General features: G+C 44.9%; 24 protein-coding genes. 12 read left to right on the top strand and 12 right to left on the bottom strand.

Annotated elements, in window-relative coordinates:
- Positions 1-6 precede the first annotated feature (6 nt).
- From ftsN to GOL65_RS00805, 6 genes are all read left to right on the top strand, one after another.
- Positions 7-852, top strand: coding sequence for a cell division protein FtsN (ftsN, locus tag GOL65_RS00830; protein ID WP_140920535.1), 846 nt, complete (start codon positions 7-9; stop codon positions 850-852).
- Between the two features lie 196 nt (positions 853-1,048).
- On the top strand, positions 1,049-1,579 hold the full coding sequence (gene hslV, locus GOL65_RS00825) for an ATP-dependent protease subunit HslV (RefSeq protein WP_108901085.1): 531 nt from the start codon (positions 1,049-1,051) through the stop codon (positions 1,577-1,579).
- Between the two features lie 11 nt (positions 1,580-1,590).
- Complete coding sequence (gene hslU, locus GOL65_RS00820; RefSeq protein ID WP_140920534.1) at positions 1,591-2,922, top strand: HslU--HslV peptidase ATPase subunit; 1,332 nt, start codon at positions 1,591-1,593, stop codon at positions 2,920-2,922.
- A gap of 207 nt (positions 2,923-3,129) precedes the next feature.
- Positions 3,130-4,047, top strand: coding sequence for a 1,4-dihydroxy-2-naphthoate polyprenyltransferase (locus tag GOL65_RS00815; protein ID WP_140920533.1), 918 nt, complete (start codon positions 3,130-3,132; stop codon positions 4,045-4,047).
- Between the two features lie 151 nt (positions 4,048-4,198).
- The gene (rraA, locus tag GOL65_RS00810; protein WP_140920532.1) at positions 4,199-4,684 is read left to right on the top strand and encodes a ribonuclease E activity regulator RraA; all 486 of its coding nucleotides are present in this window, start codon (positions 4,199-4,201) and stop codon (positions 4,682-4,684) included.
- 228 nt (positions 4,685-4,912) lie between these two features.
- Positions 4,913-5,782 carry an AraC family transcriptional regulator gene (locus GOL65_RS00805; RefSeq protein ID WP_140920531.1) on the top strand — a complete coding sequence of 290 codons (870 nt, stop codon included), beginning with the start codon at positions 4,913-4,915 and terminating at the stop codon, positions 5,780-5,782.
- 77 nt (positions 5,783-5,859) lie between these two features.
- Here the strand turns inward: GOL65_RS00805 and zapB are convergent, their stop codons facing one another.
- Complete coding sequence (gene zapB / locus GOL65_RS00800) at positions 5,860-6,099, bottom strand: cell division protein ZapB (protein ID WP_140920530.1); 240 nt, start codon at positions 6,097-6,099, stop codon at positions 5,860-5,862.
- Between the two features lie 486 nt (positions 6,100-6,585).
- Between zapB and GOL65_RS00795 the strand changes: the two genes are divergently transcribed.
- From GOL65_RS00795 to glpX, 3 genes are all read left to right on the top strand, one after another.
- Positions 6,586-7,404 carry an MIP/aquaporin family protein gene (locus GOL65_RS00795; protein ID WP_140920529.1) on the top strand — a complete coding sequence of 273 codons (819 nt, stop codon included), beginning with the start codon at positions 6,586-6,588 and terminating at the stop codon, positions 7,402-7,404.
- A 48-nt stretch (positions 7,405-7,452) separates the two neighbouring features.
- A complete protein-coding gene (gene glpK, locus GOL65_RS00790; RefSeq protein WP_140920528.1) occupies positions 7,453-8,964 on the top strand; it encodes a glycerol kinase GlpK in 1,512 nt (503 codons plus the stop codon).
- Between the two features lie 530 nt (positions 8,965-9,494).
- Entirely contained in the window at positions 9,495-10,505 is a 1,011-nt protein-coding gene (gene glpX / locus GOL65_RS00785; protein WP_140920527.1) for a class II fructose-bisphosphatase, read from the top strand.
- A gap of 72 nt (positions 10,506-10,577) precedes the next feature.
- Here glpX and pyrE read toward each other — a convergent pair whose 3' ends face one another.
- A complete protein-coding gene (gene pyrE / locus GOL65_RS00780; RefSeq protein WP_140920526.1) occupies positions 10,578-11,219 on the bottom strand; it encodes an orotate phosphoribosyltransferase in 642 nt (213 codons plus the stop codon).
- Between the two features lie 85 nt (positions 11,220-11,304).
- Positions 11,305-12,021, bottom strand: a complete 717-nt coding sequence (rph, locus tag GOL65_RS00775; protein ID WP_130590045.1) for a ribonuclease PH — start codon at positions 12,019-12,021, stop codon at positions 11,305-11,307.
- A 188-nt stretch (positions 12,022-12,209) separates the two neighbouring features.
- Here rph and GOL65_RS00770 point away from each other — a divergent pair, with 188 nt between their 5' ends.
- Together GOL65_RS00770 and GOL65_RS00765 are read left to right on the top strand one after the other, a co-directional pair.
- The gene (locus tag GOL65_RS00770; protein ID WP_140920525.1) at positions 12,210-13,073 is read left to right on the top strand and encodes a YicC/YloC family endoribonuclease; all 864 of its coding nucleotides are present in this window, start codon (positions 12,210-12,212) and stop codon (positions 13,071-13,073) included.
- Positions 13,074-13,233: 160 nt separating this feature from the next.
- Entirely contained in the window at positions 13,234-13,911 is a 678-nt protein-coding gene (locus tag GOL65_RS00765) for a hypothetical protein (protein ID WP_179038112.1), read from the top strand.
- On the opposite strand, the gene GOL65_RS00760 is transcribed toward GOL65_RS00765, so the two are convergent.
- The 4 genes from GOL65_RS00760 to GOL65_RS00745 form a co-directional block, all read right to left on the bottom strand.
- Positions 13,904-14,656 carry a toxin-antitoxin system YwqK family antitoxin gene (locus tag GOL65_RS00760; RefSeq protein WP_140920523.1) on the bottom strand — a complete coding sequence of 251 codons (753 nt, stop codon included), beginning with the start codon at positions 14,654-14,656 and terminating at the stop codon, positions 13,904-13,906. The two genes, GOL65_RS00765 and GOL65_RS00760, sit on opposite strands and share 8 nt — an antisense overlap.
- Before the next feature lie 21 nt (positions 14,657-14,677).
- Entirely contained in the window at positions 14,678-15,205 is a 528-nt protein-coding gene (locus tag GOL65_RS00755) for a hypothetical protein (RefSeq protein ID WP_140920522.1), read from the bottom strand.
- 156 nt (positions 15,206-15,361) lie between these two features.
- Entirely contained in the window at positions 15,362-15,523 is a 162-nt protein-coding gene (locus tag GOL65_RS00750; protein ID WP_140920521.1) for a DUF1328 domain-containing protein, read from the bottom strand.
- A gap of 99 nt (positions 15,524-15,622) precedes the next feature.
- The gene (locus GOL65_RS00745) at positions 15,623-16,000 is read right to left on the bottom strand and encodes a BON domain-containing protein (RefSeq protein ID WP_140920520.1); all 378 of its coding nucleotides are present in this window, start codon (positions 15,998-16,000) and stop codon (positions 15,623-15,625) included.
- A gap of 454 nt (positions 16,001-16,454) precedes the next feature.
- On the opposite strand from GOL65_RS00745, the gene GOL65_RS00740 reads away from it, so the two are divergent.
- Positions 16,455-19,142 carry a sigma 54-interacting transcriptional regulator gene (locus GOL65_RS00740; RefSeq protein ID WP_140920519.1) on the top strand — a complete coding sequence of 896 codons (2,688 nt, stop codon included), beginning with the start codon at positions 16,455-16,457 and terminating at the stop codon, positions 19,140-19,142.
- 69 nt (positions 19,143-19,211) lie between these two features.
- Here the strand turns inward: GOL65_RS00740 and GOL65_RS00735 are convergent, their stop codons facing one another.
- From GOL65_RS00735 to GOL65_RS00715, 5 genes are all read right to left on the bottom strand, one after another.
- The gene (locus tag GOL65_RS00735; RefSeq protein ID WP_179038111.1) at positions 19,212-20,270 is read right to left on the bottom strand and encodes a tyrosine-protein phosphatase; all 1,059 of its coding nucleotides are present in this window, start codon (positions 20,268-20,270) and stop codon (positions 19,212-19,214) included.
- Positions 20,271-20,286: 16 nt separating this feature from the next.
- The gene (locus tag GOL65_RS00730; RefSeq protein ID WP_140920517.1) at positions 20,287-21,555 is read right to left on the bottom strand and encodes a PTS sugar transporter subunit IIC; all 1,269 of its coding nucleotides are present in this window, start codon (positions 21,553-21,555) and stop codon (positions 20,287-20,289) included.
- A gap of 89 nt (positions 21,556-21,644) precedes the next feature.
- The gene (locus tag GOL65_RS00725) at positions 21,645-21,941 is read right to left on the bottom strand and encodes a PTS sugar transporter subunit IIB (RefSeq protein ID WP_140920516.1); all 297 of its coding nucleotides are present in this window, start codon (positions 21,939-21,941) and stop codon (positions 21,645-21,647) included.
- Between the two features lie 4 nt (positions 21,942-21,945).
- Entirely contained in the window at positions 21,946-22,260 is a 315-nt protein-coding gene (locus GOL65_RS00720; RefSeq protein WP_140920515.1) for a PTS lactose/cellobiose transporter subunit IIA, read from the bottom strand.
- A gap of 267 nt (positions 22,261-22,527) precedes the next feature.
- Complete coding sequence (locus GOL65_RS00715; RefSeq protein ID WP_179038110.1) at positions 22,528-24,648, bottom strand: FKBP-type peptidyl-prolyl cis-trans isomerase N-terminal domain-containing protein; 2,121 nt, start codon at positions 24,646-24,648, stop codon at positions 22,528-22,530.
- Positions 24,649-25,495 lie beyond the last annotated feature (847 nt).

Below are 25,495 nucleotides of genomic sequence, written 5' to 3'. Positions count from 1 at the left end.
GTCATAGTGGCACAACGAGATTATGTAAGCCGTAGCCGATCGGGGGCGCGGAGTAAAAAAAATAGCAGAAAGAAAAAAAGCTCATCAGGCGGCGCATCCAAGCTGATGATTGTGCTTGCCCTCGCCGTATTGGTCGTATTTGGCGGAGGCCTTTACTATATTACCCAGCATAAACCTGAAACGGTACCGGCTGCCGGAACACCTCCGGTTAAACCGGGCGACGGATTACCACCAAAACCGGAAGAGCGTTGGAGCTACATAAAAGAGCTGGAAAATCGTCAGGTTACCAACTCCCCTAACTCAACAGGCCAGCCCAAAACTAATACTCAGGCACCGTTGACATCGGAACAAAAAAGAATGTTGGATCAAATTCAGGCTGATATGCAAAAGCCACCGATTCAACTTTCTGGCGTCGATGCCAGTGGGCGACCATCTACTGCTCGTGATGGTGGAACTAAACCGGCGTTAAATAATACTGCTGCGACTAATACTCAGCCGCAGGTTCAAACACAAACGCAAACACCACCAAAGAAAGCCAATCCGCCAGCGTCAACACCAACCCAGACGCCAGCACCGGTGACATCAACACCGAAGACCACCAGCCAGACCGCGGCTCAGGCACAAAGTCAACGCTGGATTATTCAGTGTGGCTCATTCAAAGCCCTCGATCAGGCCGAGTCGGTGAAAGTTAATCTGGCGTTCTCCGGTATTGAAAGCCGGATCAGCACCAGCGATGGCTGGAACCGGGTCATTCTGGGTCCTTATAACAATCGTGAAGCTGCAGACAAAACTTTACAACGGTTAAAAAGCAATGGCGTAAGCAGCTGTATCCCTGTAGCTTCTGGTAAGTAATAGACTGTAAATTATAACATTTATTCCTCATATCTGGCTGCCTCATGGCAGCCAGACTGCTATTGTTCACCCTGATAGCTTGCTGAATATTTTACTTCTGTAGGGTTGAAAACCTGACGCCATCCCCCCATCTAAATACCAATTATGCCTTGCCTCTGATGTAAGGCTGCTCTTATCAGCTAATGAGGATCTGCACGTGACAACAATTGTAAGCGTTCGCCGCAACGGTCATGTAGTAATTGGGGGTGATGGTCAGGTAACACTGGGTAACACCGTAATGAAAGGTAATGCCCGCAAAGTTCGCCGTTTGTATAACGACCGTGTGATTGCTGGTTTTGCCGGAGGCACTGCAGATGCCTTCACCCTGTTTGAACGCTTTGAGCGCAAGCTGGAGATGCATCAAGGGCATCTGACGAAAGCCGCTGTTGAGCTGGCGAAAGACTGGCGTACCGACCGCATGTTGCGTCGATTAGAAGCACTGTTAGCGGTAGCTGATGAAACCGCCTCCCTGATCATTACCGGTAATGGTGATGTAATTCAGCCAGAAAACGATTTGATTGCTATTGGTTCTGGTGGCCCTTATGCCCAATCAGCGGCCAGAGCTCTGTTGGAAAATACCGATATGAACGCCAGAGATATCGTGGAGAAATCTCTGTCTATTGCCGGTGATATCTGTATTTACACCAACCGTTTCCAAACCATCGAAGAATTAAAAGCTAAAGAATAAGGACCGTAATGATGTCTGAAATGACCCCTCGCGAAATCGTCAGTGAACTTGACAGCTATATCATCGGTCAGAACAAAGCCAAGCGTGCAGTGGCCATTGCTCTGCGTAACCGCTGGCGCCGTATGCAGCTTGATGAAGTATTACGTCATGAAGTCACGCCAAAAAATATTTTAATGATCGGCCCGACCGGTGTAGGTAAAACTGAAATTGCCCGTCGTCTGGCTAAACTGGCCAATGCGCCATTTATCAAAATCGAAGCGACCAAGTTCACCGAAGTGGGCTATGTAGGGAAAGAAGTTGACTCTATCATCCGCGATTTAACCGATGCTGCCATCAAAATGGTGCGTCAGCAGTCCGTTGAGAAAATGCGTTTTCGTGCCGAAGAGCTGGCAGAAGAGCGTATTCTTGACGTATTGATTCCACCGGCGCGCGACAACTGGGGACAGACTGAAAACAATTCTGACAGCTCCACTGCGCGCCAGGCATTCCGCAAAAAACTGCGTGAAGGTCAGTTGGACGATAAAGAGATCGAAATTGAGCTGGCGTCTATGTCCATGGGTGTAGAAATCATGGCACCTCCGGGCATGGAAGAGATGACTAATCAGCTACAGTCTATGTTCCAAAACTTGGGCGGACAAAAGCAAAAACCGCGCAAAATGAAGATCAAAGACGCATTTAAACTGCTGATTGAAGAAGAAGCCAGTAAGTTGATCAATCCGGAAGAGCTGAAACAGCAAGCCATTGATGCCGTGGAACAACACGGTATTGTATTTATCGATGAGATCGACAAGATCTGTAAGCGAGGTGAAGTTTCGGGCCCGGATGTATCCCGTGAAGGGGTTCAGCGTGACTTACTGCCGCTGGTAGAAGGTTGTACTGTATCGACTAAACACGGCATGGTTAAAACTGACCACATTCTGTTTATTGCTTCCGGTGCATTCCAGACCGCCAGCCCTTCGGATCTTATCCCTGAATTGCAAGGTCGTTTACCGATTCGTGTTGAGCTGCAAGCCCTGACCACTGAAGATTTTGAACGTATCCTGACTGAACCAAGTGCATCATTAACCGAGCAGTACAAAGCGTTAATGGCAACAGAAGGGGTCACTGTCAACTTCCAGGCCGACGGTATTCGTCGTATTGCAGAAGCGGCATGGCAGGTAAACGAGCGCACAGAAAACATCGGTGCCCGTCGTTTACACACTGTTCTGGAACGTTTAATGGAAGATATTTCCTATGACGCCAGCGAAAGTAACGGTACCCATATTGATATTGATGCCGAGTATGTGCGTCGTCATCTGGATGAATTAGTTGATGATGAAGATTTAAGCCGTTTCATTCTGTAACGTTTTTTATAACCTTACTCAATCAGTTGTATTTACGGGAGGCACTAGCCTCCCGTAAACTTATCCCTTAGTATTCGTTTGGTTTTATCCCAGAATCAAAGCAAACTCTCGTTAACTTCTCTATAATACGCGTATAGTTAGCGGCTAGCCGATTTGCCCGCTATGAAATTATTCTCAAATTAAAAGTTACTAAATTAAAACTAAAACATGAGCCAAACTCACTCAACAAGTAAAACAGCGGCCTGGATTGAAAGTCTGCGCCCCCGTACATTGCCTCTGGCACTGGCATCGATTGTTACCGGTTCTGCGCTGGCAGCCTGGATGCACCATTTTCAGTTGGATATTGCACTGATGGCGCTGCTGACCGCGGCGATGCTACAGATTTTATCTAATCTGGCGAATGACTACGGCGATGCCATAAAAGGCAGCGATACGGAAACACGTATTGGTCCCAACCGCGGCATGCAAAAAGGGCTGATTAATCAGGCCCAGATGAAACGTGCCCTGATTATTGTGATTATTCTGACTATCGCCTCCGGCATTGTACTTATCGCTCTGGCCTGTAAAAAACCAGAGGATATCATTGGCTTCCTGGGGCTGGGCTTACTGGCTATTATTGCTTCCATTACCTATACCGTTGGCCGCAAACCATATGGCTATATGGGGCTGGGAGATATTTCTGTTCTGATTTTCTTTGGCTGGTTAAGCGTTGCCGGTACCTATTATCTACAGGCCGGAACCTTCGATACCGTGGTCATGCTGCCAGCTACCGCCTGTGGTTTATTAGCAACTGCCGTGTTAAATATCAACAACTTGCGCGACATTGACAACGATCGCATGAATGGTAAAAACACGCTTGCAGTACGCTTAGGTCCACTATGGGGCCGTCGCTATCATTTCATGTTACTGGCTGGCGCACTTTTGTGTCTGGTTCTGTTCGCCCTGTTTGATTTACGCAGCTGGAGTGGCTGGCTGTTTATTCTGGCTGTACCGCTACTTTACCGTCACGCTATGTATGTATTACATGAGCCAACGGCAGTAGCCATGCGTCCAATGCTGGAACAAATGGTTAAAGGTGCATTACTGACCAATATTCTGTTTGCTATTGGCGTGGTACTTAGCTAACTCTGCTCACCAATCATTTTTATCATTATCCCTATTGAATAAGCCGCTCCGGCGGCCTCAATGCCAGGATGGCTTTGCTATCCTTGTAAAAATCAGGATATACTGATTATTCATGGCGAAAAATGAACCAACGGAAACAGGCGACGATTTTATGAAATATGATACTTCCGAGTTATGTGACATCTATCATGAAGAAGTCAACGTTGTGGAACCCCTGTTCTCTAACTTTGGCGGACGCCCCTCTTTTGGTGGTCAAATCACCACGGTTAAATGCTTTGAAGACAATGGCCTGCTGTACGAACTGCTGGAAGAGAATGGCCAGGGTCGCGTATTGCTAATCGATGGCGGCGGTTCAGTTCGCCGTGCACTGATCGATGCCGAGTTAGCCCGTCTTGCTGTTCAAAACGAATGGGAAGGACTGGTGGTTTACGGCGCGGTTCGTCAGGTAGATGAACTGGAAGAGCTGGATATTGGCATTCAGGCTTTAGCTGCTATCCCGGTTGGCGCTGACTCACAGAACATCGGCGAAAGTGATATTCGCGTTAACTTTGGTGGCGTAACCTTTTTCTCTGGTGACCATCTGTATGCCGACAATACCGGTATCATCCTGTCAGAAGAAGCGCTGGACATCGAGTAAGCCATAATAAGCGGAAACATTCGGGTTTCCGTTATTTTAATTTCCGGTTAAAAACAGACTGGGCCGCGATGGCTTCATATAACATCAGTTGCCTGATGTTTTAGTTTCAACTTCATTTTTATCCTGCCGACAATTCCCCCATAATATTTATCATCACTCTGCATCTCAGCAAGATCGGTCAGGCTGTGCCGATGGTTTTCTGTCAAAGTATTGAGCATGGAGGATGTAATGTTCGATGATAAAACCGATGCCTATGCCAGGCGATTTAATAAGGTGTTCAGCTATATTGAACAACACCTTGATGACCCACTGACCATTGAGTTACTGAGTGAAATTGCCAATTTCTCACCTTTTCACTTTCACCGGCAATTCACCACTTACTGTGGAATGCCGATAGGTCGTTATATTCAGTGGATGCGAATCAGACGAGCATCGTACCGACTGGCCTTTAACCCGCTGGAAAAAATCATCGACATTGCACTTGATGCCGGATTTCAAAATCCCGAGTCATTTAGTCGTGCCTTCAAGCAAGCGCTGGGAAAAACACCCAGTCAGTTTCGGCAACAGCCCGACTGGCTTGACTGGCATCAGCGCATCCCTGAGCAAAAATATATAAGGACCCAAACCATGGAAGTGAAGATAGTCAACTTTCCTGATACTCCGATTGCTATGTTGACTCACCGGGGCAATCCGGACTTGATCAATGTAACGGCTACGCACTTTATTGAATGGCGTAAAAGTACCGGACTATCGCCGGTATGTACCAGTCAAACTTATGGAATTGCCTTTCACGATCCGGCAACGACAGCGGTTGAAGAGTTTCGTTTTGATCTTGGTGGATCGATAAATGCAGCTATTCCCGAAGATAATCCATTTGGTGTAGTCAACGGCCTGATACCCGGTGGACGATGTGCCGTAGCCCGCCATCAGGGATCGCATCAGACTCTGACCGAAAGTGCTCGTCGTTTATACAGTGAATGGCTTCCTGCCAGTGGAGAGGAACTGCGTGATTTTCCGCTCTACTTTCATTACTTCAATTTTGTGCACGAAGTGGCGGAACATGAGCTACTGACGGATATTTATTTACCGCTGAAGTGATGTTTAATTAACAAAGCGCCAATAAAAACGCCGCATAAGCGGCGTTTTTATTGTCTGATGGCTCATCGCTGGAGCGATTAAACTTCATCCATTTTACCCAACAGAAGACGTAAACGTTCCTGCCAGGCTTGTTGTTCTTGCTTCAACTGAGCGTTTTCATTCACTAATGACTCGCGTCCGTTAGCTGATGATTCAATTTCACGAGATAAAGAGTTATTTTTCTCTTTCAGCTCTTCGATTTCCATCTGCAACAGGGTAATAGTATCAATAGCCTGTTGGACCTTAGCTTCCAGTTTTTCAAATACTTCAAATGACATTATTTTGTCCTCATATAGACATAACCGCAAAGCGGAAAACCTAACATTTATAACAGCCGCTAGCGGCAAGACTCGCACATCCCATTGGTGGAACGCCAAAATCAACAGCCTGATTGTATTTACCTGATCGAACGCTGTCCAGACATAGACCTATATAAAGCACGAATGTTCAGAAATTTTGTCAATCTGGCAGTACAGTTAGCTCACTAACGGCAAAAAATGATTAAACCAGTGGTTACTTATCTTATCATGACAACTACTCATCTCATCTGAAACGAATCATGCCCTAATAGAAACCTGCTCAACTTATCACTTTTCGAACTCATAAGAGCAATAACTTGACCGAATACACAAAATTATACTTTCGTTATTTTTCGATATAGCGCGATAACGATAAAATCTTGTCATATCCTCTATAACTAAAAAAATAGAGGCGAAAACAGGTAATCAAATTGCCACTCTACCCTTCAACGGAGGATTATATTTATGAGCCAAAATGCTGGCCCTACTTTAAAAGGGCAATGTATTGCTGAATTTCTTGGTACGGGACTGTTTCTCTTTTTTGGTATCGGTTGTGTTGCTGCACTAAAAGTCGCCGGTGCCAGTTTTGGGCAATGGGAAATTAGTATTATCTGGGGTCTGGCGGTTGCGCTGGGCGTCTACTTAACAGCGGGCGTATCGGGTGCCCACCTGAATCCGGCAGTTACTGTTGCTCTATGGTTATTTGCCTGCTTCGATCGTAAAAAAGTTATCCCTTATATTCTCTCACAGGTTGCCGGCGCATTTTGCGGTGCGGCAATGGTATATGCTCTCTATTTCAGCCTGTTCTACGAAGTAGAAGCGGCTCAAAATATTGTCCGGGGCAGTGTAGATAGCCTGTCACTGGCAGGTACCTTCTCTACTTATCCAAACCCGGCAATTAACGTATTTCAGGCATTCTGTGTAGAAGTAGTCATTTCTGCCACCCTGTTAGCCCTGATTCTGGCCTTAACTGATGATGGCAACGGCGTGCCACGTGGTTCACTGGGACCATTATTGATCGGTATTCTGGTTGCTGTTATTGGTGCATCAATGGGCCCATTAACCGGTTTCGCCATGAACCCGGCCCGTGACTTCGGTCCAAAACTGTTCGCCTATTTCGCCGGCTGGGGTAACATCGCCCTCACTGGTGGAAGAGATATTCCTTATTTTATCATACCAATTCTGGGGCCTATTATCGGTGGCTGCCTGGGAGCATGGGGCTATAAGGCATTTATCGGTGGTAATTTACCCTGTGAAGCCTGCACTATCGAAGATGAAAAATAATGGCCGTTCTTACCTCTTTTTACTACGTCAATTCACGGAGTTACCGCAATGACGACTGAGCAAAAATATATTGTCGCCCTCGATCAGGGAACCACAAGTTCACGTGCGGTGGTATTAGACCACGATGCCAACATTATTGGCGTATCACAGCGTGAATTCACTCAAATTTACCCTCATGCAGGTTGGGTAGAGCATGACCCAATGGAGATTTGGGCAACTCAGAGCGCAGTACTGGTTGAAGTACTGGCGCAAACAGGTATCAGTTCTGACGAAGTCGCCGCTATCGGTATTACCAACCAGCGTGAAACCACTATCGTTTGGGATAAGGCTACCGGTAAACCTATTTATAACGCGATTGTCTGGCAGTGCCGCAGAACCGCCAGTATTTGTGAGCAGTTGAAAAAAGAAGGAATGACCGACTATATCCGTGAAAATACCGGTTTAGTCGTCGACCCTTACTTCTCAGGCACCAAAGTAAAATGGATTCTGGATCACGTAGAAGGCGCTCGTGACCGTGCTAAACGTGGCGAGCTGCTGTTTGGTACCGTTGATACCTGGCTGGTGTGGAACATGACCCAAGGTCGTACCCACGTCACTGACTATACCAACGCCTCTCGTACCATGCTGTTTAATATTAAAACCCTTCAGTGGGATGAGCGCATGCTGGAAGTGTTGGATATTCCACGTGAAATGCTGCCAGAAGTTCGCCCATCGTCTGAAATCTATGGCAAAACTAATATTGGTGGTAAAGGCGGAACGCGTATTCCAATTTCCGGTATGGCAGGCGATCAGCAGGCAGCGTTATTTGGCCACCTGTGCGTTCAGCCGGGTATGGCAAAAAATACCTACGGGACCGGCTGCTTCCTGCTGATGAACACCGGTAAAGAAGTGGTTAAATCAGAGCACGGTCTGTTAACCACTATTGCCTGTGGCCCACGCGGTGAAGTGAACTATGCACTGGAAGGTGCGGTATTTATTGGCGGAGCCTCTATTCAATGGCTGCGTGATGAACTGAAACTGTTCACCGATGCTATGGACTCCGAATATTTCGCCACCAAAGTGAAAGACAGTAATGGTGTATACGTTGTACCTGCATTTACTGGCCTTGGTGCACCATATTGGGACCCGTACGCTCGTGGAGCCATTCTTGGTCTGACTCGAGGTGTGAACTCAAACCACATTATCCGTGCGACGCTGGAATCTATTGCTTATCAGACTCGCGACGTGCTGGATGCGATGCAGGCTGATGCGGGTACCCGTCTGAAAGCCCTACGGGTTGATGGTGGTGCAGTTTCCAATAACTTCCTGATGCAGTTCCAGTCAGACATTCTTGGCACTTCGGTGGAGCGTCCTGCGGTTCGTGAAGTTACTGCATTAGGTGCAGCTTACCTGGCTGGTCTGGCGGTTGGCTTCTGGGGCGATCTGGATGAAGTGAAGAGCAAAGCCGATATCGAGCGAGTGTTTAAACCGGGCATTGAAACCACCGAACGTAACTATCGTTACAAAGGTTGGCAGAAAGCGGTGGAGCGCGCTCGTGATTGGGAAGAGCATGATGAGTAATGTTGCTCTGTGAGACTTCTTTCGAATCAGCTGATGAGGGTATTCCGACCGTAAAAACAAAGAGCCCGTATTACCTTTGTGCACGGTCGGAAAACTATCGTACTCAATAACAGAGAACGGCTGGCAAACCAGATAAATTAACTTTAATGAATATTCCGGTCGTAAAGTCTAAAGTGCTTATATTGGCTTTATACTCGACCGGAAGACCGTCCGTACTTGGTTTCAGTGCATGTCGGGCCTGGTCTGCCTACGGGCACTTCGTTGGCTTACGCCAAGTCGACCCCCACGGCAGCCCCTCCCGACAATTGACTATTTTAAAATACAAAACTGAACAAATCAGACTTTATTATCAATCTGGAACATTAGACTTAGCCCAATAATTGATTTTATTCACAACCTAAGGGTCCATACGGGCCCTTTAATCTATGGATTATTCTCTCCCCTCGCCATTTCACCACGCTTTAACTGTGGTAAGATCCCGGCAGTTTTTTACTCATCTTAATTATTCAATATATTACGGACCCCAATACATGAAACGTGAACTTGCGATTGAGTTTTCTCGCGTCACCGAGGCTGCTGCGCTGGCTGGTTATCGCTACTTAGGCCGTGGCGATAAAAATAAAGCGGACGGTGCGGCAGTTGAAGCCATGCGGATAGTACTCAATCAGGTCAATATTGACGGTGAAATTGTCATCGGTGAAGGTGAAATCGATGAAGCGCCAATGCTGTATATCGGTGAGAAAGTCGGTACTGGCAATGGTGATGCGGTTGATATCGCGGTAGACCCAATCGAAGGTACACGTATGACGGCTATGGGCCAGGCTAATGCGCTGGCGGTATTAGCAGTAGCGGAAAAAGGCGCTTTTCTGCACGCACCTGATATGTATATGGAAAAATTGGTTGTAGGCCCCGGCGCTAAAGACACTATCGATCTGAATCTGCCTTTAACCGAAAATCTCAAGCGTATCGCGCTAAAACTCAATAAGCCGCTGTCGGAGCTGACGGTGATTACTTTAGCTAAACCACGTCACGATAAAATGATTGAAGAGATGCAGCAGCTTGGCGTTCGGGTATTTGCTATTCCTGATGGCGATGTGGCCGCCTCCATTCTGACCTGTATGCCGGATAGTGAAGTAGACGTTATGTACGGTATCGGCGGCGCACCGGAAGGGGTTATTTCCGCCGCAGTTATTCGCGCGCTGGATGGCGATATGCAATCCCGTCTGCTGGCTCGTCATCAGGTTAAAGGTGACAGCGAAGAAAACCGTCGTATTGGTGAACAGGAGCTGGCGCGTTGTAAACAGATGGGTATTGATGCAGGTAAAGTGCTCAAACTGGGAGAAATGGCCCGTAACGACAATATCATTTTCTCTGCCACCGGCATCACTAAAGGTGACTTGCTCAATGGCATTCAGCGTACTGGCAATATGGCAACTACCGAAACGCTGATGATTCGCGGTAAATCACGTACCATTCGCCGCATTCAGTCAATTCACTATCTGGACCGTAAAGATCCTGCTCTCTGTGATATTTTGCTGTAATTAATTAGCCCGGTATCCTTTCGTCCACTGTATGCTCAGTGGACGAAATATTTCGCGACTCATCACAAAATATCAAACACCATACTCATTCTGATAAGCCTTAATCGCCACCAGATGTTCCGCCATCTCCGGCTTTTCTGTCAGATACTCCACCAAATCATCCAGAGTGATAATAGTGATGACTTCACACTGGTAGTCTCGCTTCACTTCCTGAATGGCAGACAGTTCTCCACGTCCTCGTTCCTGACGATCCAGAGAGATCAATACGCCGCTTAATGTCGCATCATGCTGGCGAATCACTTCCATGGATTCACGAATAGCAGTACCGGCAGTAATCACATCATCCACCAACATGACGCGACCCGCCAGTGGACTACCCACTAAATGACCACCTTCACCATGATCTTTAGCTTCTTTGCGATTAAAGCAGTAAGGCACATCGCGATCGTGATGTTCGGATAACGCCACTGCCGTGGTGGTCGCAATAGGAATACCCTTATAGGCCGGACCAAACAGCAGATCAAACGCAATGCCGGAATCTACCAGCGCCGCTGCATAAAAACGCCCTAACAAAGCCAGATCGCGACCGGTATTAAAGAGACCCGCATTAAAAAAGTAAGGACTGATTCGGCCTGATTTCAGGTGGAACTCACCAAACTTTAATACCTGCTTGTTAAGTGCGAACTCAATAAACTGGCGCTGATAGGGTTTCATAAACGACATCTCCTCAACTGATTACACAACTTTAAATCGTAAAAATTCGATCGTAAAAAAAGCGACGTCTCCGTCGCTTTTCAACTTATTGTCCAAGTACTGCTTTTTGCGCCTTGATGATAGTATCAATTCCCTGACGCGCCAGCGCCAACAGGCTCAATAGCTCTTCATGAGTGAAGGGTTCCCCCTCTGCGGTACCCTGCACTTCAATCATGCGGCCATCGTCAGTCATCACCACATTCATATCGGTTTCTGCTGCAGAGTCTTCCACATACTCCAGATCGCACACCGCTTCCCCGCCTACAATCCCAACGGAGACCGCAGCAACCATGCATTTCATCGGATTTTGTTTCAGCTTACCGTCAGCAACCAGCTTGTTCAACGCATCGGCTAACGCTACACAAGCTCCGGTAATAGAGGCGGTACGGGTGCCACCATCGGCCTGTAACACATCACAGTCTAAGGTAATGGTAAACTCACCCAGTTGGGTCAGGTCCACCGCTGCGCGCAATGAGCGAGCAATCAGGCGCTGAATTTCCAGCGTTCTGCCACCCTGCTTACCTTTTGCCGCTTCACGCGGGTTACGGGTGTGGGTTGAACGCGGCAACATACCGTATTCCGCGGTAATCCAACCTTGTCCCTGACCTTTCAGAAAACGCGGAACGCCTTCTTCAATGGTAGCGGTACATAATACTTTGGTTTCGCCAAACTCTACCAGAACAGCGCCTTCTGCATGCTTTGTGTAGTTGCGAGTAAGGGTGATAGGGCGTACTTGTTGAGCACTTCGACCTTCTGGACGCATGCAATAATCTCCGCTGATTTAGTTTCAGGATTGGCTCAGGAGGTGTTCCACAGTAGCTTCTCGATAATACTGAGGAACACACCCTGCTTCTGTGACCGCGCATTATACTGACTTCGTGACCTAATGCCTATCATGGGTTGGCACTCAAGGGTATAATCTTTTTTTCTTCGACAAACGGGTACCTGATTATGATCCGCAGTATGACCGCTTATGCACGCCATGAAACCAAAGGGGAATGGGGTAGCGCAACCTGGGAACTCCGTTCCGTTAACCAGCGTTATTTAGAGACTTACATCCGCCTGCCGGAACAATTTCGCAGTCTGGAGCCGGTAATTCGTGAGCGCTTACGTACGCGTCTGACCCGTGGAAAAATCGAGTGTAACCTGCGGTTTGAAATTGATCCTTCCGCCCAAACCGAGATGATGCTGAACAAAGAGCTGGCACAACAGCTGGTTCAGGCCGCCAACTGGGTGAAAATGCAGAGCGATGAAGGTGAGATTAATCCGGTAGATATTCTACGCTGGCCTGGGGTTATGTCGGCAAAAAGTCAGGATCTGGATGCTATCAGTACCGAACTGATGGGATCGCTGGAAATCGCCATTAATGAATTTATCGATGCCCGCGAGCGGGAAGGTGCATCGCTGAAAACCCTGATTGAACAGCGTCTGGAAGGGGTAAGTGCAGAGGTGGTGAAAGTCCGTGCCCGTATGCCGGAGGTTCTGGTTTGGCAGCGCGAAAGACTGCTCAGCAAACTGGAAGAAGCACAGGTACAGCTGGAAAATAATCGTCTGGAGCAAGAGTTAGTCATGCTGGCACAGCGTACTGACGTAGCCGAAGAGCTGGACCGCCTTGATGCTCATGTGAAAGAGACGTATACCATTCTGAAAAAACCAGAGGCCGTTGGTCGCCGTTTAGATTTTATGATGCAGGAATTTAACCGCGAGTCGAATACGCTGGCGTCGAAGTCGATTAATTCAGAGGTGACGGCATCGGCGATTGAGTTGAAGGTGTTGATTGAGCAGATGCGGGAGCAGATTCAAAACATCGAGTAGGAATCTCTCTTCTTATATAAAGCGTTAAGCCCGTATCATGCGGGCTTTTCAATCAATTATTCCTTTTACCATGTAGTTTCATGAACCCACAGTCGAATCCTGATATCTGATTCAAAACACCAAAATAGCCAAACCACACTCAGGAAGAGAAAAAACCAACATGGACATGACCAACATCGCCTGCACCGAAAAATACCAGGCCCAGCGAAAAGAACAGGAAACCATTTTCACCGCATCCAATTTTCAGGACAGCGAAGTCATTCAATTAAGTCCGGAATATCGAGTTGAAAAGAATACTTATGCCTCAGCTAATATTTCAGCAACTGAAAATACATTGTTAAACAGTAAAAACGACATTATTTACCGTTATCGAAACCTTGATGACAGTGGAGAATTCTGTAAGTTAATCAATCACTCGAATGGAAATATCTATATTATTTTTCGCACAGACCTTTATGGTTATAGCGTTTTTAATATCACTGAGAATAAGGCGTTCCACTATATTCCCAAAGAGAATGAAACCTTCATCTGGACAGATATTATCTATAACCCTGTCAATAATATCCTTGTGGTGTCAGGATGCTTCTGGGCCTGCCCTTTCGGTATTCATATTTTGAATTTTAGCCAGCCGATGATTGAAACAACATGGGTCGATATCCATAAAGAGCTAGATGATGGCTACGACAAATATGACGATATTGATTTTGTTCGTTGGGAAAATGACGACTTAATTTTGAAGACCAGCGAAATATACCAATGTGGTGAAACCAGTAAGAGCCGAAATATTGAAATTCCGGTTTCTAAGCAACAATACAGTACATGGCTATGTGCTAAATAGCACCGCCATTATCCTTCTCCTCAACCAAATTCCCATCCTGATCCCAGACATAACTCATACCAACAGCGTTACCATTACGGTACATTCCCTGATGGTATTTCTGACCGTTTTCATGCCATCCGAATGTTTCACCATCAAGTACCCCATTGATATATCTGACCTCGGTACCTGACACCCCATTTTCATGCCAGCTTTTCCAGACGCCATTATGCTTGCCGTGCAGTAACTCCCCTTCGCGCAGCTTTTTTCCATTGGCATGCCAAAAAGTAAACATCCCTTCTTGTTTACCATTTTCATAGCTAACCTGACTTTGCAGTTGGCCATTGTTATACCAGGATTTTTTTTGATAGCTGTTCAAGCCAGTGCTTTTTATCTCCACCATTTTGGAACCATCTGCATGGTATTGAAAATAATCACCGGACAAGACAGCAGGAGAAAGATCCATAAACTCCATCCAGTCCTGAGGAATTCCTTGCTGCGTCTTCAGTAAGAAAGGATCGGTAAACTTCCTGCCGTCTTTCTGATAAAAATCCTGTACCTGGTAGAAACCCTCTTTGGTTATTCCCAGAAATTGACGGTCTATCTCAAAGAAACCGTTATCTAAAGAGATCAGATATTCGGCAACCTTATCTCCTTTCTTCCATGTTGCTTCAGGCGCTGTCATCATATTTGCCTTATGTTCCATCTCTTCAGCATTTGCACTAAAGATGAAAAGACTAAAAATCACTAAAAGAATTCGTCTCACTCTCGTTCATTCCAGTTTGATCTACTCATTTTCCTTTAGCCTCTGCCAAAGTTTCAGCGGAATTCCTTTAAGCACATGTTGCTCAAATAACTGCTGCTCAATCTGCTTAACTTCCCGATCGCCAGTCCGATAAATAACCATATTATTCTCCAGAGACAATCCAAATCCCGTCCCTTCTGGCATCACCAACGTACGTCCGTGCACCCGACTCAAGGCCAGATAAACCATACCTTTCGCGTCGCCCTGCTCATGGAGTTTCACATCTTCGGCATAAAAGTGACATCCATTGCCCCAGTTACGATTAACCTTCAACAGATAACGTCCATTGGAAATATCTAAGCCATAGGATCGGACGACATCGAAGTAATCCACATAAACCTGACCTTCTGCGTCAAATTCAGGATGAATACTGCCTTTCACTACCGCAATAACATCTTTACTGCCAACAGAATGACTCAGCATGTTGGCTAAATCTGGCGGGGTATCATCGCAGTTGGCCCATACGCTGAAACAGGCAAATATGAATAATAGTGATAGCCCTTTTTTCATTACGATTCCCTTCAAGCCCCAGTCGGTGATACCAGCAAGAGACAGGCTACCCTAATACACCCAATAAACAAAAGCCCCAATAAAACAAAAAGCCCGCATTTCTGCAGACTTTTTCGCTATCAATATTCACTTATGAATCAGATATTCACATGGCCTTCAGGGCCGTTTTCGCCCGGTAAACAGGCTAACAATAAACAGGATAATCCCGACAACAAATACGATTTTCGCTGCTGAGGCGGCAGTTCCCGCCAGCGTGCCAAAACCTAATGCGGCAGCAATCAGCGCGATCACCAAAAAGATAATTCCCCAACGAAACATAACCAGCTCCTTACTCATTAATTGCAATGAAATTAGATAAACTATGAATTAGGGGGAAACACTGTGGCACTCTTGTTTAATTAACCAAGAGCCGTTCAATCAGGGTTTAATCACCAGATCATTTTTAACGCTGGTAACACCTTCGACTTTACCAACCAGTTGAACCACTTGTTCAGCCTGTGCTTTGCTGGCGATATTACCGGTCAGATAAACCATACTGTTAATGGTTTCTACGGAGATTTCGGTACTTTTAATATCTTTAGCATCCAGTAATGCCGTTTTAACTTTTGCTGTGATGGCACTATCACCCATATACAGATCGGCTTTCTTCGCTGAGTGCTCAATTTTATCACCGGCATCACTGGCTGCGGACTTGGCCTTATCAACTACGCTTTCTTCAGCAAATGCACTACCGCTTAATAACACCGTACCCAAAACAGCTGCCGTCATTACTTTCGCTAATTGAATATTCTTCATTACGCTTTCCTTCTTGTTGACAAAATATTTAACCCTATAGTTAACACTATATTAATAAGTATAGACCATTAGCGAAAAGTATGATGAATTCATCATAACCCAGATTAAAGAACTGGTTTTATGCCGTTAATACATATAAATAAAAATAATTTTTCTACCTGAACAACTATTTGATTATCTGATAATTCTATTGGTAAAAAATTTACGATGCCGTTTACCGCCCATCATTCATATTCACTTCTCCGTCCTTGCCATTAGTGACTTAACAAATGAGACTCAGCTCTAAAATAGCCAACTTAATATCCGAAGTATGCGTGTTTATGTGTACCATGGGGCATCATGGTTATCGTTATTTATTCAATTAAAGTCACCATAATCAACCAGCCATATATGGAGACTCCGTCACGCTCTCCTTTGACAATACTGACTGGTATCACAAAGTAATAATAAGAATATGAGAATCGACATTGTTTATGATTATTTGAGAAAGAGTAATCAACCAGAAGGTATTACCGCCTCTCAGTTAGCCGAAAATACGGGTTTATCACGTGCTAATGTTAGCAGTGAATTAAACAAGCTGGTTAACCAGGGAAAAGCGACCAAGACTAAAGGGAAACCCGTCTATTATTTCTGTGTCGAAGCCCAGGATGTTCCGCAACAGGTTCTCAGTCAGCAGTTAGATACTTTTGTTGAACAAAATCCCAGCCTTTATTCCGCAGTCGCTCAGGCTAAAGCCGCCATACTCTATCCACCCCAGGGTATGAACCTGTTATTGCTGGGTGAAACAGGTGTTGGCAAATCTATGTTTGCAGAAATGCTTCATGCCTATGCCATCGAAACTCAACAAATTGCGCAAGATGCTCCTTTTGTCATTTTCAACTGTGCTGATTATGCCAACAACCCACAACTGCTTCTTGCTCAACTATTTGGTGCCAAACGTGGGGCCTACACTGGTGCCGATGAAGAACGTATCGGTTTGCTGGAAAAAGCCAATCGGGGAATATTATTTCTGGATGAAGTTCACCGCTTGCCCCCCGAAGGGCAGGAGATGTTCTTTACCTTTATTGATAAGGGAATTTACCGTCGCCTGGGAGAAACCGCGATAGAACGCACCGCACCGGTACGTATTTTTGCTGCCACGACGGAATCACCACAATCAGCGTTGTTAAATACCTTTACCCGACGCTTTCCTATGGCAATCACCCTACCGGCGCTGCGATCGCGAACGTTTGAAGAACGCTTTAACTTGATTAAACGCTTTTTTAGTCAGGAAGCTGGTCATTTGCATAGCCAAATTACGGTTTCAGCCAATACGCTACGGGCCTTACTCAGCTACGACTGTGCCAATAATGTTGGCCAGTTAAAATCAGATATTCGTTTTGCCTGTGCCAGTGCTTATGTGGAATATTGCTCCGGTAAAACTGCTCAAATTGAAGTGTATAGCCGTACTTTGCCAGACTATGCCAACAACGCTTTGTTTACTCATATTGAACATCGCCAAATCTGGAATAAAATCATTGGCATCAATAAAAAAAGCATCGTTTTCTCTGCCGATGATGCCTGCATATTTGTTGAAGATCATCCCGCAGACAATATTTATGACATGCTAAATTTACGCATGTCTGAGTTAAAAAGTCTGGGTGTTGACGATAGCGTATTAGAAAAAACCATTGAGAATGATATCGCTGAATATTTTCAGATGCATATCAACAGCGCCACCCGTCACTATAACTCCAGCAAGCTGGACAGCCTGGTATCCGAGAAAACGCTACGTCTCACCGAAGAACTGATTCAGTATGTTGAAGTGAAATTTCAACGCCCTCTAAATCCACGACTATATTATGGTTTAGCTAACCACATTGAACATGCGGTTGAACGAGTGCGCAGCAATAAGTGTATTGTTCACCCGCAGCTTAATCGTATTCGCACTTCCCACAGTGAAATGTTTAATGTGGCGCTGGATTGCCTGCATATGATTGAACGAGTGATGGAAGTCACGCTTCCCATTGATGAAGCAGGCTTTCTTACCATGTTTCTGGTGTTTGGTGAGCGGGGCATCGACCTGCAACATAATGACGTACAGATTTTCGTAGTGGCACACGGTAAAAATACCGCCAGTGCGCTGGCAGATACGGCCAATGAATTGCTGGGTGTAAATTATGCCATAGCATTTAATGCACCTTTGGAGGAAAAAGCTCAACAGGTGCTGGAACGCATTATTGATTACATCCGAACCAGTAAAAATCAGTCCGATATTATGTTGCTGGTAGACATGGGATCACTGACCACCTTTGCAGCTACAATTGAACAGCAATGTGGCATAAAAGTCGCTTCACTACAGTTGATCAGCACCATGCACGTCATTGAAGCGATTCAAAGCGCAATGAACGGTAATTCATTGTCAGAGGTGTATCAGGATGTACAGAAAGTAAATCAATTCCTGACATCGCAAGTTAACCCGACCGACTCAACGCAATCCCCCGTCAGGGAACATTTGATTAGTCGTAAACTGGCGATTATTACCTTGTGCACAACCGGAGAGGGAACCGCACAAGTCATTGAAAATTTATTGATAAAATCCCTCTCTTACCGTAAAAATTTAATTGATATCATTCCGTTAAACATCAATAGCGAGTCCAGCGTAAAACGTCATATTGAACGCCTGTCTGCTGACTATATGATCATCGCTATTGTTAGCCCTTTCCCGATATATTGCGATATTCCACTGTTTGATTTGGCCGATATTTTGCATCGTAATGGCATATCCAGTTTGCAATCGTTAATCGATACTGAAGCCACTTACTCGCTGGTTACCGGCACGCTGGAACAGCTGATTGTCAATCTACCGCCAGATTATTTGGTCAGTGAGATACGTAAGTTCAATAATAAAATTATCGCGTCACTGGGTGTATCACAGTCAACGAATCTGCTGATCGGTTTGATTATGCATATAGCCTGTATGCTGGATCGACTCAAAGCAGGCGAGTCGGGACACCGCTTTAAAGATAAGCCACAGTATCTTGAACAGCATGCTGATGAAATAAGACTAATAAAACAGGCAATCACTTCGCTGGAACAAGCGTTTAATGTGACACTGGTGGATGATGAGCTTTGTTCAATTCACCGATTTTACCGACAGTAATCTCTACTCAGGCCAGGTGAAAAAAAGCCGGAACAACTGCTGATTGTTCCGGCAACAAGGAAAACATGGTTATACGGTACCACCGCTTTTAGCTGTAAGGAAAATTGCTTTCAGGCAGTCAATGGTTTGCTGATCGATACCCAATCCCTGACGAATATAGCGCTCTACACTACCGTAGCGTTGCGCTATTTCATCCAAAGAAGCATCCAGATAAGAATATCGAGTTTCCATCATTGAAGAGAGAAAACCGAGAACGTTCGGATCGGTAGTTTGCTCCCGATACTGCGCCATTCTGCGGCTATTTCGCTCAGCCCTTAGAACGTTGGTTAACATATAGTCATGATAAATAGACTCTTTTTTAACACCTAATACCAGGTGCACTAACGCAATACCAAACCCGGTGCGATCTTTACCACCCCGACAGTGCTGATTTACCGCCCACTCTCCGCTTTGTGCCAGCAACAACAGCATATTTCGAAAAGCATCGACAGAATCAGGATGGTGAATAAAGTCACGATACTGATCTTCCATAATCTTGCCCGAGTTATCGATAGCCAACTGGCTATCGCCACTTTTAGCCAGCTGCAACAGGAAATCGATTTTCTCCGCATCATTAGAAGCTTTAGCAGCCAGTTCTGCCGAAGAGGCATCCGGGGTGTAAAATACGCTTTGAATATCATCAGCCCACAGGCGGTTTGGCTGTTTTGCTGCCTCTTTTGCATTACGATAATCAACCACCGATCGAATACCAAGCGGCTGCAAATAGATAAGATCATTATCGGTTAAACGATGTAGATGGTCGGAACGGTAGAGCTTCCCCCAACGTACCATCAGGCCATCTTCCGTTTCATATCCACCAGCATCACGGAAGTTATTAGCCCCTTCCAGCGGCAGTACCCGCTCTGACACAATATGGCTTTGATTGCCGCAAGTCAGTCGATAAGTTGGCTTGAAGAAACTACGGTGATGGATAACACAATTATCCTTTGTTGTTTCAATCAATTGCTGCCCTGATTCTGCACCATAGGTACGTGTTGGTAGCATATCAACAGTCGTCGATAGCCCCTGTGGGTTATCCCATTTGAGGGAAATCTCACGCTGATTAATTCGTTCAAAAATAATATTCATTATATTCATCCACCAGTTATGCAGTCTGCGGTGCAGTTTCGGTCTCTGCTACCAGCTTTTGACGATCCATATAACGAATGAACGGATAGTAAACCAGCATCGCGACAACCAGTAGAACCACGTGCCATATCGCCATTTGCCAACCACCAATCATAAAACCTTTGATAATTTCTGGTGTTCCGGCTGCAGGCAATGGCATGCCATTTACCCGTGGAATAATTTCCATCACGGTAGCAAAGTAAGAGAGCGCCACATTCAACGTACCTGCCGTAATCAATGGAACAAACAGTACAGGGTTTAATACCATTGGCAGGCCAAATTTGTAGGGTTCACTGATCCCAAAACAACCCGGGATCACACCAACTTTACCCAAACTCTTCATCTGAGCACTCTTACAACGCAACAATAGAATTGACATGGCCAGATAACGAGGTCCTTTCTGCGCATTGATAAAAGTCATGGTGACAATAAACGGTAAGGCTTCACCAGCCTGGAAGGCATTCAGGTTCTCAACATCCAGCGGGTAGAATAGAGTAAACAGGATAGTTGATGTTGCCATCGTGCCGTGAATACCAAAAAACCACAAAAACTCAGCCAGAAAAACAATTAACAATGCCGCAGTCAGGCTTGCACCTAACCCTTGCAGCGGGCTTTGGACAAGATAATAAATAAAATCGTGAATATTATTGAATGATGTCAGACCAAACAGCACATTAACCATGGCAAATATAAAACCAATGATAAAGGCAGGGATCAGACTGGAGAATGATTTGGATACGAAATCTGGTACCGAGTCAGGGAGCTTAATCGTTAGTTTTAGATCAATTAGCCAGACATATAACCGGGCGGCAATTAATCCGGTTATCATGGCCACAATCATGCCTCGGGCACCAAGGAAAGTCAGTTCGATGGCCTTAATTTTTTCAAAACTACTGATTGGCGTAACCAGAAAGAAAGCCATCACTGCCAGCGTTGCCGCCAGAATACCGTCTTTCTTATGTAACTCTGCCATTTTATAGGCCAGAGCACAGACGACATAAATAGAGATAATGCTCATAGTGGCAGAAGCGCAATATTTAAAAGCACTCTTTAGCCCAAAACTGGTAATAAACGACTGATAAGATTCAATATTGATGCTACCTAATACACTGGCAAACGACCCTACCATCATTACCGGCAACAGCAACATCATGCCGCCAGAAATAGCCTGAACGTATTTGCTGGATTGCATTACGCCCATGCCTTTTTGTAGTGTATTTCTCAATCCTGTAATGCGGGTATCCATATAAATCACCTTTTTTAGGTAAAAGCCAGGCCCGCACTGCCTGACAGCACTGCGCCTGATATAACAGAATTTTTATTTATAAATTGTGGTTACTTCAAATGCTCTAACGCATCCTTCAATACTTTTTCGCCGTTCATTAATCCATAATCCATTGAATCGATAATAATGATAGGTGTCTCAAACTTAGAACGAAGTTCACCCAACAAATGGCCTACTTGTGGGCCCAGCAGGATAATATTGAGGTCGTTATACTTATCCAGCTCCGTTTCCGCTACTGCATCAATTTCAGCATCAATACCTTGTTTCTCTGCGGCTTCACGCATTTTCTTTACCAGCATGCTGGTTGAGAAGCCACCCATACAAGCGAGCATAATTTTATATTTCATTCGATTACTCCTTTATGTTCTGGTTTTTGACTATCTCGATCATTTCCGTCGCTAAATCACGCACGGTTAACGCATTCATTAAGTGGTCCTGAGCGTGCACCATAATCATGGAGACTGGCTGTCCGTTTCCTCTGATCTCTTCCTGTATCATCTCGGTTTGAATCTGATGAGCCCGTGAAAGAGCCTCTTTTGCCGTTTGTAGTAACTCTTCTGCTTTTGAATAATTTTTCTGACGCGCCTCACGAATGGCGTTAAGACAATGGCTTCTGGCCTCGCCACTGTTGATAATGATTTGCATAACTATATTTTCAAGATCCAAGATATCCCCCCGGTATTACTCTGTTCTGATTCTGTTTCGTTTAAAAAGATAATTGCACGAACCGTGCCAAAACAATAAATAATTATAATTATCATGAGATTAAAATTATTTATTCAATCTGTTTCGATGTGTTTTACTGATAAAACTGAATTGTGCAGCCCAAAAACACAAGGCCCCAAAGGGCCTTGAATGGTAACCATTAAAAATGGGGTGGAAATTACTCTCCACCCCATTTTTATATTTGGTTATATCAATTAACCTTCGGCCCTATTTCGAGGTTGTGACCCCTACAATCCGAATGTTATAGACAATAGTAGAACCTGGTGGAATCAATGGCGCCAACCCCCGGTCACCATAAGCTAATTCCGGAGGTACCACCAACGTCATGCTACCGTGATCGCGCAACCGGGCCAGTGCAGCTTTAAATACCGGAGGGTATTTGGTCAGCGGCTGAGTTACATAGCGACGCTGAACATCCATATCTTCGATAACCGTACCATCAACCAGACTCTCTTTTACTGAAATCATGATATTGGCATTATCAGGGATCTTATTATCCCCACCGTATTCAATACGATAATGGAAACCCGTTGGATCTTTATTCACCTGGGGTTTTGCTGCGAACTCTTTTTGATATTGTTTACCGCTTTTTTCCGCTTCCTGCTTTTTCGCCAGCATATTACGACGGATGGTATCACTCACTTTATTCAGACTATCCATCAGAACACCGCGATCTACCTGTAACTGCTGCTTCACGGTATCTACCAGACCAAGCAACGCCCAGTTAGTATTAACACTCAGGCCCAACTCAGCATTTTCTGTCAGTGAATCCTGAACCTTATCCCCCAACTGCACACCCAGCGCATAAGCAATTAATTCATCTTCCTTCTTCGGAATGGTTGGCTTATCACCTGTAGTTTTAGGTTCAGCAGTTTCAGATGTAGCAACGGTTTGTTTTTCCTGCAATGCCTTCAATTGAGCCTGAGCTGTTTTCAATTCATTTTCTAAGTTGGTAACCTGCTTATTTGCCGACTCATCAGGCTTACTTGCGGCGTTACTGGCTAGTGGCTGCTGGGCAGTAAGCTGTTTATTAAATAAAGCCAACAGCTCTTGTCCGGCGACTTGTTGTTTAACCAGAGTGTCAGCACGACTCTTCTGCTGCTCATGCTGAGATTTTTCTTCTGCTAACTGAGCTTTTAGTGTTTCAATTTCCTGAACAGACTGGGTTGCGGCCAACTTCTGTTTAGACTGCTCTTCGGTATTTAATGCAGGTGTCGCCTTCGCTTCCACCAGCTGTTTTTCCAGATCGGTGATTTGCTTCAATTGCGCTGCAAATGCCGCTTGCTGTTTTTTCTGCTCTTCACTGCTATTACCTTGCAGTATCTCCCGTTGAGCTTTTTCTCCCGTCAGTTGCTTTTCCAGTGCGGCAATTTGCGCTACTTGAGCAACAGCAGTGGCCTGTTGTTTCTTCTGTTCTTCAGAGCTGATGCTTTGCAACTTGTCACGCTGCGTTTTCTCTTCGGTCAGTTGCTTCTCCAACGCAGCAATTTGTTTAGCCTGAGTCGCTGAAGCGGTTTGCTGTTTTTTCAGCTCTTCGGCGCTGCTCCCCTGAAGTTTGTCATGTTGCGTTTTAGCATCTGCCAGCTGTTTTTCCAGCATAGCGATTTGTGTAGCCTGAGCCGCTGAAGCGGTTTGCTGCTTTTTCAGCTCTTCAGCGCTGCTGCCCTGAAGTTTTTCCTGCTGTGCTTTGGATTCGGTCAGCTGTTTTTCCAGCGCGGCGATTTGTGTGGCCTGAGCCGCTGAAGCGGTTTGCTGCTTTTTCAACTCTTCGGCGCTGCTCACCTGAAGTTTTTCCTGCTTCGCTTTGGACTCAGCCAGTTGTTTCTCTAACGCCGCAATTTGATTTATCTGCACGCCGGATACAGATAACTGCTTTTTCTGCTCTTCTGTTTTATTGCTTTGTAATTTTTCGTTCTGAGCCTTCAATTCCGCCAGCTGTTTTTTTTCTGCATCTGCCGTTTTTTGCATAGCTTGCAGGCGAGACTCTGCACCTGATAATTGTGATTTTAGCGTCGTTATCTGCTGATCCAGCTTACTCTCTTGCGCTTGAGAAATAGTGCCTTTTCCATCAGATACCGGCGGTTTAGCTTTAGATGCTTTTAACTCTGACTCGAGGGTTGAAATTTTCTTTTCAAGTTCAGCAATCTTTTTGCTGGAGTCAGTCTGATGTTGTCGATCGCTTGTACTTTTGGAAGCTACCTTAGAGGAGGTTTTCGGTGATGCTGTGCTCTGTTCCGGAGTAGATCTGCGATTTGGCGATTCGACTTCAGAAGCAGGAGTCGATGTTTGGCTATGAGAACTTCCACCCTTAACCCTTACCCCAATCATGCTTTCATCCAATGAAGCCGCATTAACAGGTAAAACCAAAGGTAAAATTAGAGCGAAAAAAAATCTATAACGACTCTTATTATTACAATCCATCATTCCCTCAACATACCCATCTCAAAGACACCAGCATATATAATCGCCGTATAATAAGTAAAAAATCGATTGATTAACAGGTGTATACCTTAAAATAAAACATAAGAATCAACTCAATTATACTTCATGATTATTGATACAATTTCACTACCTGATTAATAGCCAACAACTATTCTGATTTACAAAGCATAGCCATTTAATTTCAATTTTTTATAAGCTTTTATTAGTATTTTAATTAAATAATATAAATAGCATATAATAATGAATTATCGGTATCTGACATTATCTTTTGATAATCAAATAATAACATTGAAAAACAATAAGATATTAATTACAGAATTACTGCTGAAGTAACAGCATAAAAAATATTCCAATACTATCGTTGATACAGAAGTTGCTCTTACTACATTTAATCTAAAACTCGATCTTACATTCAACAAAATATCTCATTGTTACTTTTATAGTTAGTTCTAATATTCTATATCCCTGCCTGATTTGATTAATTTCACCCGGCTATCACAACCCCTAAAATGGCATAACTATTTAAATAATAAACGGTTTAAAATTCTATCTATTGTCAGGTGTAAGTCTCAATAAACCTTCATTCCAGACACGGTTCTGAACCGAAACTGAAATTCACTTAACCAGCACGCTGGCCTGCACGATAACCGATAGTAAGCTGACAGCTTGTTGATACATTTTCAGTCCGTCGCTTGAACCCGGAGGGCTAATTTTTATCTTACACAGAAACGGC

The organism is Limnobaculum xujianqingii (assembly GCF_013394855.1).
In the GTDB taxonomy this organism is placed as follows: domain Bacteria; phylum Pseudomonadota; class Gammaproteobacteria; order Enterobacterales; family Enterobacteriaceae; genus Limnobaculum; species Limnobaculum xujianqingii.
This window is presented reverse-complemented; position numbering and strand designations above follow the sequence as displayed.

What these genes read in the sequence shown, in the direction of transcription:
- hslU (WP_140920534.1), top strand. Translation starts at nt 1,591, where the DNA reads ATGTCTGAAATGACCCCTCGCGAAATCGTCAGTGAACTTGACAGCTAT.
- GOL65_RS00815 (WP_140920533.1), top strand. Translation starts at nt 3,130, where the DNA reads ATGAGCCAAACTCACTCAACAAGTAAAACAGCGGCCTGGATTGAAAGT.
- rraA (WP_140920532.1), top strand. Translation starts at nt 4,199, where the DNA reads ATGAAATATGATACTTCCGAGTTATGTGACATCTATCATGAAGAAGTC.
- GOL65_RS00805 (WP_140920531.1), top strand. Translation starts at nt 4,913, where the DNA reads ATGTTCGATGATAAAACCGATGCCTATGCCAGGCGATTTAATAAGGTG.
- zapB (WP_140920530.1), bottom strand. Translation starts at nt 6,099, where the DNA reads ATGTCATTTGAAGTATTTGAAAAACTGGAAGCTAAGGTCCAACAGGCT.
- GOL65_RS00795 (WP_140920529.1), top strand. Translation starts at nt 6,586, where the DNA reads ATGAGCCAAAATGCTGGCCCTACTTTAAAAGGGCAATGTATTGCTGAA.
- glpK (WP_140920528.1), top strand. Translation starts at nt 7,453, where the DNA reads ATGACGACTGAGCAAAAATATATTGTCGCCCTCGATCAGGGAACCACA.
- glpX (WP_140920527.1), top strand. Translation starts at nt 9,495, where the DNA reads ATGAAACGTGAACTTGCGATTGAGTTTTCTCGCGTCACCGAGGCTGCT.
- pyrE (WP_140920526.1), bottom strand. Translation starts at nt 11,219, where the DNA reads ATGAAACCCTATCAGCGCCAGTTTATTGAGTTCGCACTTAACAAGCAG.
- rph (WP_130590045.1), bottom strand. Translation starts at nt 12,021, where the DNA reads ATGCGTCCAGAAGGTCGAAGTGCTCAACAAGTACGCCCTATCACCCTT.
- GOL65_RS00770 (WP_140920525.1), top strand. Translation starts at nt 12,210, where the DNA reads ATGATCCGCAGTATGACCGCTTATGCACGCCATGAAACCAAAGGGGAA.
- GOL65_RS00765 (WP_179038112.1), top strand. Translation starts at nt 13,234, where the DNA reads ATGGACATGACCAACATCGCCTGCACCGAAAAATACCAGGCCCAGCGA.
- GOL65_RS00755 (WP_140920522.1), bottom strand. Translation starts at nt 15,205, where the DNA reads ATGAAAAAAGGGCTATCACTATTATTCATATTTGCCTGTTTCAGCGTA.
- GOL65_RS00750 (WP_140920521.1), bottom strand. Translation starts at nt 15,523, where the DNA reads ATGTTTCGTTGGGGAATTATCTTTTTGGTGATCGCGCTGATTGCTGCC.
- GOL65_RS00745 (WP_140920520.1), bottom strand. Translation starts at nt 16,000, where the DNA reads ATGAAGAATATTCAATTAGCGAAAGTAATGACGGCAGCTGTTTTGGGT.
- GOL65_RS00740 (WP_140920519.1), top strand. Translation starts at nt 16,455, where the DNA reads ATGAGAATCGACATTGTTTATGATTATTTGAGAAAGAGTAATCAACCA.
- GOL65_RS00735 (WP_179038111.1), bottom strand. Translation starts at nt 20,270, where the DNA reads ATGAATATTATTTTTGAACGAATTAATCAGCGTGAGATTTCCCTCAAA.
- GOL65_RS00730 (WP_140920517.1), bottom strand. Translation starts at nt 21,555, where the DNA reads ATGGATACCCGCATTACAGGATTGAGAAATACACTACAAAAAGGCATG.
- GOL65_RS00725 (WP_140920516.1), bottom strand. Translation starts at nt 21,941, where the DNA reads ATGAAATATAAAATTATGCTCGCTTGTATGGGTGGCTTCTCAACCAGC.
- GOL65_RS00715 (WP_179038110.1), bottom strand. Translation starts at nt 24,648, where the DNA reads ATGATTGGGGTAAGGGTTAAGGGTGGAAGTTCTCATAGCCAAACATCG.